General features: G+C 71.7%; 9 protein-coding genes. 7 read left to right on the top strand and 2 right to left on the bottom strand.

From position 1 onward, the window contains the following. Positions 1 to 142 precede the first annotated feature (142 nt). Entirely contained in the window at positions 143 to 1,366 is a 1,224-nt protein-coding gene (ftsY, locus tag ACWD0Y_RS00510; RefSeq protein ID WP_450258278.1) for a signal recognition particle-docking protein FtsY, read from the top strand. 103 nt (positions 1,367 to 1,469) lie between these two features. Here ftsY and ACWD0Y_RS00505 read toward each other — a convergent pair whose 3' ends face one another. Further along, on the bottom strand, positions 1,470 to 2,171 hold the full coding sequence (locus ACWD0Y_RS00505) for a bifunctional DNA primase/polymerase (RefSeq protein WP_450258277.1): 702 nt from the start codon (positions 2,169 to 2,171) through the stop codon (positions 1,470 to 1,472). A 426-nt stretch (positions 2,172 to 2,597) separates the two neighbouring features. Between ACWD0Y_RS00505 and nsdA the strand changes: the two genes are divergently transcribed. The 5 genes from nsdA (at position 2,598) to ffh (ending at position 10,344) form a co-directional block, all read left to right on the top strand. Further along, a complete protein-coding gene (gene nsdA / locus ACWD0Y_RS00500; protein WP_450258276.1) occupies positions 2,598 to 4,082 on the top strand; it encodes a transcriptional repressor NsdA in 1,485 nt (494 codons plus the stop codon). A 358-nt stretch (positions 4,083 to 4,440) separates the two neighbouring features. After that, positions 4,441 to 5,805 (top strand): ammonium transporter, encoded by a 1,365-nt coding sequence (locus tag ACWD0Y_RS00495; protein WP_450258275.1) that lies wholly within the window; start codon positions 4,441 to 4,443, stop codon positions 5,803 to 5,805. Continuing rightward, positions 5,802 to 6,140 carry a P-II family nitrogen regulator gene (locus tag ACWD0Y_RS00490; RefSeq protein ID WP_064070309.1) on the top strand — a complete coding sequence of 113 codons (339 nt, stop codon included), beginning with the start codon at positions 5,802 to 5,804 and terminating at the stop codon, positions 6,138 to 6,140. The genes ACWD0Y_RS00495 and ACWD0Y_RS00490 overlap by 4 nt, the downstream gene beginning before the upstream one ends. A 58-nt stretch (positions 6,141 to 6,198) precedes the next feature. Beyond that, positions 6,199 to 8,682, top strand: coding sequence for a [protein-PII] uridylyltransferase (locus ACWD0Y_RS00485; protein WP_450258274.1), 2,484 nt, complete (start codon positions 6,199 to 6,201; stop codon positions 8,680 to 8,682). 111 nt (positions 8,683 to 8,793) lie between these two features. Beyond that, positions 8,794 to 10,344 (top strand): signal recognition particle protein, encoded by a 1,551-nt coding sequence (gene ffh / locus ACWD0Y_RS00480; protein ID WP_093798811.1) that lies wholly within the window; start codon positions 8,794 to 8,796, stop codon positions 10,342 to 10,344. Positions 10,345 to 10,411: 67 nt separating this feature from the next. Here ffh and ACWD0Y_RS00475 read toward each other — a convergent pair whose 3' ends face one another. Further along, complete coding sequence (locus tag ACWD0Y_RS00475; protein WP_450258273.1) at positions 10,412 to 11,284, bottom strand: SAM-dependent methyltransferase; 873 nt, start codon at positions 11,282 to 11,284, stop codon at positions 10,412 to 10,414. Positions 11,285 to 11,862: 578 nt separating this feature from the next. On the opposite strand from ACWD0Y_RS00475, the gene ACWD0Y_RS00470 reads away from it, so the two are divergent. Beyond that, positions 11,863 to 12,456: a hypothetical protein gene (locus ACWD0Y_RS00470; protein ID WP_344499847.1), complete on the top strand. Its 594-nt coding sequence runs from the start codon at positions 11,863 to 11,865 to the stop codon at positions 12,454 to 12,456. Positions 12,457 to 12,629: the final 173 nt, after the last annotated feature.

Genomic DNA, 12,629 nt, shown 5'->3' with positions numbered 1-12,629 from the left:
GTGCAGTGGTGGGGGGATCAACAGCATCTTACGGGCACAGCGGCGCACGCTCCCCCCAAAAGGTCCAAATCCACACCATGTACCTCGTGTGATCCTCCGAGGATCCTCCCCGGGTGCAGGTGTGGCTGATACTGGATGGGTTATGGAAATCGTCATCCTTGCTGTAGTCATCGCCCTGGTCGCGATCGGCGCGATCAGCGGGCTCGTGGTCAGCAGCCGCAAGAAGAAGCAGCTGCCGCCCCAGGCGCCGCCGAGCACGCCGACCCTCACCGCTCCGCCCGCCGAACCGCAGGTCGGCGAGGACGCGGCGCCACCGCGCGACGAAGCGCGCCGGACCATCGAGGAGGTGGACCTCCCGGACGCGTCGACCGCCGTCAAGGAGCCCGTCGCCGTCGAGGATCCGGTCGTCGCCGAACCCGTCGCGCCCGAGATCGAGATCCCCGAGCCCACCGCCGGCCGCCTGGTGCGGCTGCGCGCCCGGCTCGCCCGCTCGCAGAACACGCTCGGCAAGGGTCTGCTGACCCTGCTCTCCCGCGAACACCTCGACGAGGACACCTGGGAGGAGATCGAGGAAACGCTGCTCACCGCGGACGTCGGCGTCGCCCCGACCCAGGAACTGGTCGACCGGCTGCGTGAGCGCGTACGGGTGCTCGGCACGCGTACGCCGGGCGACCTGCGCCTCCTGCTCCGCGAGGAGCTGCTGAACCTGCTCGGTACGGACATGGACCGGGCGGTGAAGACCGAGAGCGGCCTGGACACCCCGGGCGTGGTCATGGTCGTCGGCGTCAACGGCACCGGCAAGACCACCACCACCGGCAAGCTCGCCCGCGTCCTGGTGGCCGACGGCCGCAGCGTGGTGCTCGGCGCCGCGGACACTTTCCGCGCCGCCGCCGCCGACCAGCTCCAGACCTGGGGCGATAGGGTCGGCGCGCGCACGATCCGCGGCCCCGAGGGCGGCGACCCGGCGTCGATCGCCTTCGACGCGGTGAAGGAAGGTATCGCCGAGGGCGCCGACGTCGTACTCATCGACACGGCGGGACGGCTGCACACCAAGACCGGGCTCATGGACGAACTCGGCAAGGTCAAGCGCGTCGTGGAGAAGCACGGCCCGCTCGACGAGGTGCTGCTGGTGCTGGACGCGACGACCGGACAGAACGGCCTGGTGCAGGCGCGGGTGTTCGCCGAGGTCGTGGACATCACCGGCATCGTGCTGACGAAGCTGGACGGCACGGCCCGGGGCGGCATCGTGATCGCGGTTCAGCGCGAGCTCGGCGTACCGGTGAAGCTGGTCGGCCTGGGGGAGGGCGCGGACGATCTCGCGCCGTTCGAGCCGGAGGCGTTCGTCGACGCGCTCATCGGCGACTAGCCCGAGGCTCCGCCCCGGACCCCGGTCCCGGCTGTCGACCGGTCCTCGATCGCCGGACGAGCTCCATGCGAGCCGTCCGGCGATTGTCGTTGCCGGCGCGCCGTTACGCCGGAGAACGGTGCGCGATGTACGCCAGCGTTCCCAGCAGCAGTCGGGCCTGCGGCGGTGACTGCGCGGTGTCCAGCGCCGGCGGGCGGAGCCAGCGGACCGGGCCGAGGCCGCCGAGATCGGACGGCGGCGCCACGATGTGGTCGCCGGGACCCAGCCCGCGCAGATCGAGGTCCGCGTCGTCCCAGCCCATCCGGTAGAGCAGGCGGGGGAGCTCGGCGGCTGCTCCCGGGGCGACGAAGAAGTGGGCCCGCCCGTCCGGCGTCGCTGTCACCGGTCCCAGCGGGAGCCCCATCCGTTCCAGCCGTACGAGTGCCCGGCGCCCGGCGGCCTCGGCGACCTCGATGACGTCGAACGTACGGCCCACGGGCAGCAGTACCGCCGCGCCGGGGAACCCGGTCCAGGTCTTGGTGACCTCGTCCAGGGTGGCGCCCGCGGGGACCTCGGGTGCGAAGGCCGGCGGATGGGCGCCCGGCGCCCGGCACGCCGTGTCGCCGCACGAGCAGTGCCGTGCTCCGGCGCGGGCGGAAGCGGGCCTCGCCGGGGCGGAGCCGGCCGGACCCGCTGCCGATGCTCTGGCGCCCGGCACCACCGCCCAGCCCCACAGCCCGGTGTACTCGGCCACCGTTGTGCAGTCCGCCGTGCGGTCGCGGCGCCGTGAGCCGGACAGTGTCTCCCGGCCGATCGTGAAGCCCATGCCCCCTCCAACGGTTCGAGTGCGCCGGTGGTTACGAACCGGAGTCGTATCGTGACACTCCGCTGTGCCCGGGCCGGTCCGGCGGCGCACAGTGTCGTGAGAGGTGGTGCGGACCAGGTCGCACGCCCTGACGCGCATCGCTCCGCCGACTCTCGATCGTCGTATGTCAAGTGAAGCGCGCCCGGCCCCGGAAGAGTTCATTCGAAGGGGTGGCGAATGGTGGCGTTTATGGAAACGCCATGGCGGATGGGTGATCGTAGGATTACTTTCGGTGCACGAACCCCCCGGAGATCACGACACGTGCGGGTATGCCGGAGGCAAGCCGGATTCGTGTTCGAGAGGGGCATTCCTCGGACGGCAGGCCGTGACTCGCGGCATTCTGTTACGGGTTCGCGCATAAAGGTTTCAGTGGATGGGGGCGTTCCAGTGGGCGGCAGTGGCGCAGGCGGTACGAACGCTGGAAAGCGCCCGAACGAGCAGCTGGGCTCGTGGTTCGTGCGCAGCGGCTGGTCGAAGGGCGAGCTCGCACGCCAGGTGAACCGCAGAGCGCGCCAGATGGGCGCGCACCACATCAGCACGGACACCTCACGCGTGCGCCGCTGGCTGGACGGCGAGCAGCCGCGCGAGCCGATCCCGCGCATCCTCTCCGAGCTCTTCTCCGAGCGGTTCGGCAGCGTCGTCGCCGTCGAGGACATCGGTCTGCGCTCCGCCCACCAGTCACCCTCCGTGTCCGGAGTCGACCTGCCCTGGACGGGTCCCCAGACGATCGCCCTGCTCAGCGAGTTCTCACGCAGCGACCTGATGCTCGCGCGGCGCGGCTTCCTCGGGACCTCGCTGGCGCTCGCCGCGGGACCCGCCCTCATCGAGCCCATGCAGCGCTGGCTCGTCCCCGGCCCCCCCGGCCCCCCCGGCGGCCCCGACCGCCCGGAGGCGGCCGCGCCCTCGCGGCGGCCGTCCCGGCTCTCGGGGCCGGAGCTGGACCTGTTGGAGTCCACGACCATGATGTTCCGCCAGTGGGACGCCCAGTGCGGCGGCGGGCTGCGGCGCAAGGCCGTCGTCGGACAGCTCCACGAAGTCACGGACCTGCTCCAGGAACCGCAGCCCGGGGCCACGTCCAGGCGGCTCTTCAAATGCGCCGCCGAGCTGGCCGAGCTGGCCGGCTGGATGAGCTACGACGTGGGCCTGCACCCCACGGCGCAGAAGTACTTCGTGCTCGCCCTGCACGCCGCCAAGGAAGCCGGTGACAAGCCGTTCGGCAGTTACGTCCTGTCGAACATGAGCCGCCAGATGATCCACCTCGGCCGCCCCGACGACGCGCTGGAACTCGTCCACCTCGCGCAGTACGGCAGCCGCGACTGCGCCACGCCCCGGACCCAGGCGATGCTGTATGCGATGGAGGCCCGCGCCTACGCCAACATCGGCCAGCCCAGCAAGTGCAAGCGGGCCGTCCGGATGGCCGAGGACACCTTCGCGGACGCCGGCCTGGACGGCGAGCCCGAGCCCGACTGGATCCGCTTCTTCTCCGAGGCCGAACTCAACGGCGAGAACGCCCATTCGTACCGCGACCTGGCCTATGTCGCCGGACGCAGCCCCACCTACGCCTCGCTCTCCGAGCCCGTCATGGAGCGCGCGGTGGAGCTCTTCGGCAAGGACGACGAACACCAGCGTTCGTATGCACTGAACCTCATCGGCATGGCCACCGTGCATCTGCTGAAACGCGAACCCGAACAGTCCGTCGTACTGGCCGAAAAGGCCCTCGCGGTCGCCAGACGCGTCCGTTCCGAGCGGGTGAACAACCGGCTCCGCAAGACCGTCGACACCGCCGCCAGGGACTTCGGGGACGTCGCCGAAGTCCTCGATCTCACCGACAGGCTCGCAGCCCAGCTGCCCGAAGCCGCGGAAGCGGTCTGAGGACCCGGCCCGCGCCGCCCCATGCGCCGGTCGCGACCGGCCACCCCGTAAAGCCCGACTCGGCTCCCCCGCGCCAGGCCAGCAGGGTGGCGGTCGCGACCGGTTTTCGCTGTGCGGCGCCTGTCGTGGGCAGAGGGTATCGACGGCCGACGGCCCCGGTCCGGCGGTTCACCCGTACGTAACACGCACGACCTCTTCGTCACTGGTGTGAAACATCGGGTGGCATCGGCCGAAACCGCGCTGCGCCAACCTCATGGCCCATAAGCGGCGCACCCCTTTGCTGCCGAACCGGCCACCAGGCCGGCAGGCCACCAGGCTCCGCCCCCGCACGGGCCGCACCGACGACGAGGAGACGCCGATGCCTCCAGGCATCACGACGCTTGCCGCAGACAAGATCGAACTGTCTGCCGCCAATACCGGCTTCATGCTCATCTGTTCCGCCCTGGTGATGCTCATGACGCCGGGCCTGGCCTTCTTCTACGGAGGCATGGTCCGCGTCAAGTCCACCCTGAACATGCTGATGATGAGCTTCATCAGCCTCGGGATCGTCACGATCCTCTGGGTGCTGTACGGCTTCAGCCTCGCCTTCGGCACCGACATCGGCTCGGTCGTCGGCTGGTCCTCGGAGTACGTCGGACTGAGCGGCATCGGAGTCACCGAGCTCTGGGACGGCTACACCATCCCGGTCTACGTCTTCGCCGCCTTCCAGCTGATGTTCGCGATCCTCACCCCCGCCCTGATCAGCGGCGCCCTGGCGGACCGCGTCAAGTTCACCGCCTGGGCGCTGTTCGTCGCCCTGTGGGTCACCGTCGTCTACTTCCCGGTCGCGCACTGGGTGTGGGGCACCGGCGGCTGGCTCTTCGAGATGGGCGTCATCGACTTCGCGGGCGGCACGGCCGTCCACATCAACGCCGGCGCCGCGGCGCTCGGCGTCATCCTCGTCATCGGAAAGCGCGTCGGCTTCAAGAAGGACCCGATGCGCCCGCACAGCCTGCCGCTGGTAATGCTCGGCGCCGGGCTCCTGTGGTTCGGCTGGTTCGGCTTCAACGCCGGCTCCTGGCTGGGCAACGACGACGGCGTCGGCGCCGTGATGTTCCTCAACACCCAGGTCGCCACCGCCGCCGCCATGCTCGCCTGGCTGGCGTACGAGAAGATCCGGCACGGCTCGTTCACCACCCTGGGCGCAGCCTCCGGCGCCGTCGCGGGCCTCGTCGCGATCACTCCGGCCGGCGGCTCCGTCAGCCCGCTCGGCGCGATCGCCGTCGGCGTCATCGCCGGTCTGCTGTGCGCGATGGCCGTCGGCCTCAAGTACAAGCTGGGTTACGACGACTCCCTGGACGTCATCGGCGTCCACCTCGTCGGCGGCATCGCCGGCTCCCTCCTCGTCGGCTTCTTCGCCACCGGCGGCGTCCAGTCCGACGCCAAGGGCCTCTTCTACGGCGGCGGGCTCGACCAGCTCGGCAAGCAGGCCGTGGGCGTCTTCGCCGTACTGGCCTACTCTCTGGTGGTCTCCGCGCTCCTCGCCTTCGTCATCGACAAGGTGATGGGCATGCGGGTCCCCGAGGACGACGAGGTCTTGGGCATCGACCAGGTCGAACACGCCGAGACCGCATACGACTTCAGCGGAGCGGGCGGCGGTTCGGCCTCCCGCACGGCCGTGTCCGAGCCCGGCCGGGCCGACAGGACGGGCGCCGCGACGCAGAACAAGAAGGTGGACGCATGAAGCTCATCACCGCGGTCGTGAAGCCGCACCGGCTCGACGAGATCAAGGAGGCCCTCCAGGCCTTCGGAGTCCAGGGACTCACGGTCACCGAGGCCAGCGGGTACGGCCGCCAGCGCGGTCACACCGAGGTCTACCGAGGCGCCGAGTACACGGTCGACCTCGTACCGAAGATCCGGATCGAGGTGCTGGTCGAGGACGGTGACGCCGAACAGCTCATCGACGTGGTGGTGAAAGCCGCCCGTACCGGCAAGATCGGTGACGGCAAGGTGTGGAGCGTGCCGGTCGAGACGGCGGTCAGGGTACGGACCGGCGAACGCGGCCCGGACGCCCTCTGACCGGACGCCCTCTGACCGGACGTCCTGGTACCGGAACGCACAGAACGGGAGCTGCTGGGTGACGAGCGTTGAAGTGACCACCGAACCGTCCGACGACTCGGGACCCAGCGGCTACGCGGCGGCCCGGCTGCGACTTCTCCAGGAGAAGTCGCGGTCCGGGCCGCCGCGCCGCTCCGGCCTCGCCCGGCTGACCGACGACTGGCTGGGCGCGCTGTTCACCACGGCCGCCCTCGAAACGGGGGTCCGCGGCGCGGCCCTCGTCGCCGTCGGCGGATACGGCCGGGGCGAGCTGTCGCCGCGCAGCGACCTCGACCTCCTCCTCCTGCACGACACAAGCGCCGACAAGGCCGCGATCGCGGCCCTCGCCGACCGCGTCTGGTACCCGGTGTGGGACCTGGGCATCGCCCTCGACCACTCCGTACGCACGCCCGCCGAGGCCCGCGCCACCGCCGGTGAGGACCTCAAAGTGCACCTCGGACTCCTCGACGCCCGGCACGTCGCCGGCGACCTCGGCGTCACCGCGGGACTGCGCACCGCCGTACTCGCGGACTGGCGCAACCTCGCCCCCAAGCGGCTGCCAGAGCTCCACGAGCTCTGCCAGGAACGGGCCGTACGCCAGGGCGAACTGCAGTACCTCCTCGAACCCGACCTCAAGGAGGCGCGCGGCGGTCTGCGCGACGCCACCGCCCTGCGCGCCGTCGCCGCCTCCTGGCTCGCCGACGCCCCGCGCGAGGGCCTCGACGCGGCGCGGCGCCGGCTCCTCGACGTACGCGACGCGCTGCACCTGACCACCGGACGTGCCACCGACCGCCTCGCCCTCCAGGAGCAGGACCAGGTCGCCGCCGAGCTCGGTCTGCTGGACGCCGACACCCTGCTGCGCGAGGTGTACGAAGCGGCGCGCACCATCTCCTACGCCGGCGACGTCACCTGGCGCGAGGTGAACCGGGTCCTGCGCGCCCGGTCGCTGCGTCCCCGGCTGCGCGCCATGCTCGGCAGCAGGACCCCTGCCACCGACCGCACCCCGCTCGCGGAAGGAGTCGTCGAGCAGGACGGCGAGGTGGTGCTCGCCCGCACCGCCCGCCCCGAGCGCGACGCCGTGCTCCCGCTGCGGGCCGCCGCCGCCGCGGCCCAGTCGGGGCTGCCCGTCTCCCTGCACGCCGTACGCCGCCTCGCGGCCGTCGCCAAGCCGCTGCCCGTGCCCTGGCCGGCCGAGGCGCGCGAGGAACTCGTCACCCTCCTCGGCGCGGGCGAGGCGACCGTCGGGGTGTGGGAGGCGCTGGAGGCCGAGGGGCTCATCACCCGGCTGCTGCCCGACTGGGAGCGGGTGCGGTGCCGCCCGCAGCGCAACCCCGTGCACACCTGGACCGTGGACCGGCACCTGGTCGAGACGGCCGTACGGGCCTCCGCGCTCACCCGCCGGGTCGGGCGCCCCGACCTGCTGCTGACCGCCGCCCTGCTGCACGACTTCGGCAAGGGCTGGCCCGGCGACCACTCGGTGGCCGGCGAGATCATCGCCCGCGACATCGCCACCCGGATCGGCTTCGACCGCGCGGATGTCGGCGTGATCGCCACGCTCGTACGCCACCACCTCCTCCTCGTCGAGACCGCGACCCGGCGCGACCTGGACGACCCGGCCACCGTCCGCTCCGTGGCCGACGCGGTCAAGGCGACCGGCACCCTCGAACTCCTGCACGCCCTCACCGAGGCCGACGCGCTGGCCACCGGGCCCGCCGCCTGGTCCACCTGGCGCGCCTCGCTCGTCGCCGACCTGGTGAAACGCGTCGCCGCCGTCCTCGCGGGCGAAGCCCCGGCCGAACCTGAACCCGCCGCCCCCAGCGCAGAGCAGGAACGCCTCGCCGTCGAGGCGTTCCGTACCGGCGGGCCCGTCCTCTCGCTGCGCGCGCAGCCGGAGGGCCACCGGGAGGACGCGGCCGAGGAGCCGGAACCGCTCGGCGTCGAGCTGCTGATCGCCGTACCGGACCAGCCCGGTGTCCTGCCCGCGGTGGCCGGCGTACTGGCGATGCACCGGCTGACCGTACGCACGGCGGAACTGCGGGCCGCCGAACTCCCCCCCTCGGTGGTGGCCGGCGCCCCGGCGTCGCGGGCCGGCGTACTGCTGCTCGACTGGCGGGTGGCGGCGGAGTACGGATCGCTGCCCCAGGCCGTCCGGCTGCGCGCCGATCTCGTACGCGCCCTGGACGGCTCGCTCGACATCCCGGCCCGCCTCGCGGAGCGGGAGCGCGCGTACGAGAAGAACCCGCGCAGGCGGGGCGCACAGGCCCCGCCGCCCCGCGTGACGGTCGCCCCCGCCGGGTCCCGGCTCGCGACGGTGATCGAGGTGCGCGCACAGGACGCCCCGGGCCTGCTGCACCGCATCGGCCACGCCCTGGAGTCGGCAAAGGTGCGGGTGCGCAGCGCGCACGTCTCGACCCTGGGCGCGAACGCGGTCGACGCCTTCTACGTCACAGGGCCCGAGGGCGCCCCGCTCCCGGAGATCGAGGCGGCCGAGGTGGCCGGGGCACTGGAGGGCGCGCTCCGCTGAGGAGCGGGGGCGGGCCGGGGGGCAGCCGGGGGCAGACCCCACCGCGGACGGACAGATACCCTGGGGGCATCTGTGTCCACCCGTCCCCCGACCCGAGGATTCGCGACCGCCGTGTTCGATACTCTTTCCGACCGCCTCGCAGCGACATTCAAAAACCTCCGGGGCAAGGGCCGCCTGTCCGAGGCGGACATCGACGCCACGGCACGTGAGATCCGTATCGCGCTGCTGGAAGCGGATGTCGCGCTGCCCGTCGTCCGGGCGTTCATCAAGCAGGTCAAGGAGCGTGCCGCCGGGGCCGAGGTCTCGCAGGCGCTGAATCCCGCGCAGCAGGTCATCAAGATCGTCAACGAGGAGCTCGTCGGCATCCTCGGCGGCGAGACCCGCCGTCTGCGGTTCGCCAAGAACCCGCCCACCGTGATCATGCTCGCGGGTCTCCAGGGCGCCGGCAAGACGACCCTCGCCGGAAAGCTGGGCCTGTGGCTCAAGGGCCAGGGCCACTCGCCGATCCTGGTCGCCTGCGACCTCCAGCGCCCCAACGCCGTCAACCAGCTGAGCGTCGTCGCCGAGCGCGCCGGTGTCGCGGTGTACGCGCCGGAGCCCGGCAACGGCGTCGGTGACCCGGTCCAGGTCGCCAAGGACTCCATCGAGTACGCCAAGAACAAGCTGCACGACATCGTCATCGTCGACACCGCGGGCCGCCTCGGTATCGACCAGGAGCTGATGCAGCAGGCCGCGGACATCCGCGACGCCGTCAGCCCCGACGAGGTCCTCTTCGTCGTCGACGCGATGATCGGCCAGGACGCGGTCAACACCGCCGAGGCATTCCGCGACGGCGTCGGCTTCGACGGCGTGGTGCTGTCCAAGCTCGACGGTGACGCCCGCGGTGGTGCCGCCCTGTCGATCGCCAAGGTGACCGGCCGCCAGATCATGTTCGCCTCCAACGGCGAGAAGCTGGACGACTTCGACGCGTTCCACCCGGACCGCATGGCGTCCCGCATCCTCGGCATGGGCGACATGCTGTCGCTCATCGAGAAGGCCGAGCAGACCTTCAGCCAGCAAGAGGCCGAAGCGATGGCGGCCAAGCTGGCGAAGGGCCCGAAGGAGTTCACGCTCGACGACTTCCTGGCCCAGATGGAGCAGGTCAGGAAGATGGGCTCCATCTCCAAGCTGCTCGGCATGATGCCCGGCATGGGGCAGATCAAGGAGCAGATCGCCAACATCGACGAGCGCGACGTGGACCGTACCGCCGCGATCATCAAGTCGATGACCCCCGCCGAGCGCCAGGACCCGACGATCATCAACGGCTCGCGCCGGGCCCGTGTCGCCAAGGGCTCGGGCGTCGACGTCAGCGCCGTGAAGAACCTGGTGGAGCGGTTCTTCGAGGCGCGCAAGATGATGTCGAAGATGGCCCAGGGCGGCGGGATGCCGGGCATGCCGGGCATCCCGGGCATGGGTGGTGGCCCCGGCCGTCAGAAGAAGCAGCAGAAGCAGGCCAAGGGCAAGCGCAAGAGCGGCAACCCGATGAAGCGGAAGCTGGAGGAGCAGGCCGCGGCCGAGCGCCGCGAGCAGGCCGCGCAGTCGGGCGGCGCGCTGGGCCTGCCGGCCGGCCAGGGCGACCAGAACTTCGAACTGCCCGACGAGTTCAAGAAGTTCATGGGCTGACGCCCGGCCGTAGTACGTACAGCGCCGTGGGCGCCCGCTCCTTCCCCGGAGCGGGCGCCCACGCCGCTCACGGCGTACGCGCGATCAGGTAGCGGAAGACGTTGGACATCCAGACCGTTCCGTCCCGCCGCACATGGGGGTGGAGGGCCTCGGTGAGCTCCTTCGTCACCTGCGCCGGGTCCGTGGCCCGCACGGCCGCGTCGAACAGTCCGGTCGACAGGAGTCCGCGTACGGCGCTGTCCATGTCGGCGTAACCGAAGGGGCACGCGACCCGCCCCGAGCCGTCCGGTTTCAGTCCGGCCCGCGAGGCCACGTCCTCCAGGTCGTCCCTGAGCGCGGGACGCCAGCCGCGGCCGACGGCGCGCGGGCTCTCGGCCAGCCGGGAGGCGACCCGCAGCACCGCGGAGGTCGCACAGCGCTCGGGCGGTCCCCAGCCGGCCAGGACCACTTCACTGCCCCGTTCGGCGAGCGGTATCGCGCTTTCGAGCGCCGCGGCGAGCCCGTCGGAATCACCGGCCGCGCAGCCCAGCGGCTCGAACGCGGTGACGAGGTTGTACGCGGGGGCAGCGGTGCCGCAGACCTCCGCCGAACCGCCTTCGAACAACCGGGTGGATCCGTGAGGTGCGCCCTCCCGGCCGCCGCCGCTCTGCGGCGCGTCCGACAGCAGGCGCTCACGGGCCAGCGCGACCCGGGCGCGGTCGGCTTCGACGCCTGTCACGTGCGCACCGCGCGACGCGGCGATCAGCAGGGCGAGGCCCGAACCGCAGCCGAGGCCGAGCAGCCGGGTGGCGGGGCCTACCTCGAGCCGCTCGTACGCCGCTTCGTACAGCGGGACCAGCATCCGTTCCTGGATCTCGGCCCAGTCGCGGGCGCGCGCACCCGCGTCCGTCGCCGGCGGCGAAGCCGCGTTCGGGTGGTGCCGGACGAGCGTAGGTGTCATCGAAAGCGCCCCAATCCGCCGAGAGGTCATTACGTGTCCTGATGGACGTCCCCCGTGTGCGTGCGCTCGTACTCCCCGTATGCCAGGGAACTCCGCATCCGGCACCAAGTCCAGGGGTTGAAGGGCAATGCTTGCGTGCCCCTGCCGTGCGCCCCCGCGCCGGAGCGGATATCAGGTTCCAGAGTGCCGCCGACGAGCCGATCGCGCCACGGGAGGGAACGCGACCGTGCGGGGCCGCGGCCGTGCGGCGTCTGTTTCCAGGGGACGGGGCGGTGCCGGAGGCCGGGAGCGCCCCCGGTACTGTCGCTGCCGTGGCCCGTGCCCGCGGGAACGCCCGCCGGCGCCCGGAACGTCACGCGCGCCGCCCGGAGCAACTGATGCCCCGGCGTGCGGTCTTTGTCTACGCGCCGGGGCGTACGCGCGGGTACGCCCCGTGTTGACGGGTGCTGGGCGAGTCCTCCGCAGATCAGCGCACCCGCCCTCGTCAGGACGCATCAATGGCAACTGACGGGTACGTGCAAATTATTTGGGATGGCCCGGAATAGGAACACCGGGGCACCCCGGCTCGTTGTCACGACGTGAGCACGACACCACCTGTTCTCGCCGCAGAGCTGGCGCAGGCGTGGGCCGACATTCAGCGGTACCACCCCGAGCTGCCAGATCTAGCCGCGCCCGAGTCCCTGATCGGAGAGTCCTCGTCCGCCTGCGGAGCCGAACTCTCCTTCGAACGACTGCTGCACGAGGCAGTCCACGGCATCGCCGCCGCACGCGGTGTCCGTGACACCTCGCGTGCCGGCCGCTACCACAACCGCAGATTCCTCGCGATCGCCGAGGAGATGGGCCTCGACCACCCCGAGGAGCCACACCCCAGCAGCGGCTTCTCGCTGGTCTCGCTCAACCCCGAGGCGAGGCGGCGCTACCGGCCGACGATCGAGCGGCTCCAGCGCGCCCTCAAGGCGCACACGGTCGCGACCGCCGCGGACACCAAGCGCACTTTCCGCGGGCCTGCCGCCCGGCACGGCTCGTCCGGCGGCGGGGTGCGGGTCAAGGCCGTCTGCGACTGCGGGCGCAACGTCCGCGTCGTTCCGTCGGTCCTGGCCCAGGCCCCGATCGTGTGCGGTGGCTGCGGAAAGCCGTTCCGCATCCCGGAAGTGGTGGCCGCGGCGAGCTGACCGTCCCCTTTTGTCACTGCTTCCGCCAGGTGGGCGGCGGTGCCGGCCGGGTGATGCCGTGTCGCAGGTGTGTGGCACAATGGCTAGCTGTACTCGACAGCCGCACAGGAACCCTCTCGCCTCCGGCTGACGCGTCCATCGGGCACCCCGAGTACCGCAACCCCACGTGGCAT

This window comes from Streptomyces altiplanensis (genome assembly GCF_053591575.1).
This window is presented reverse-complemented; position numbering and strand designations above follow the sequence as displayed.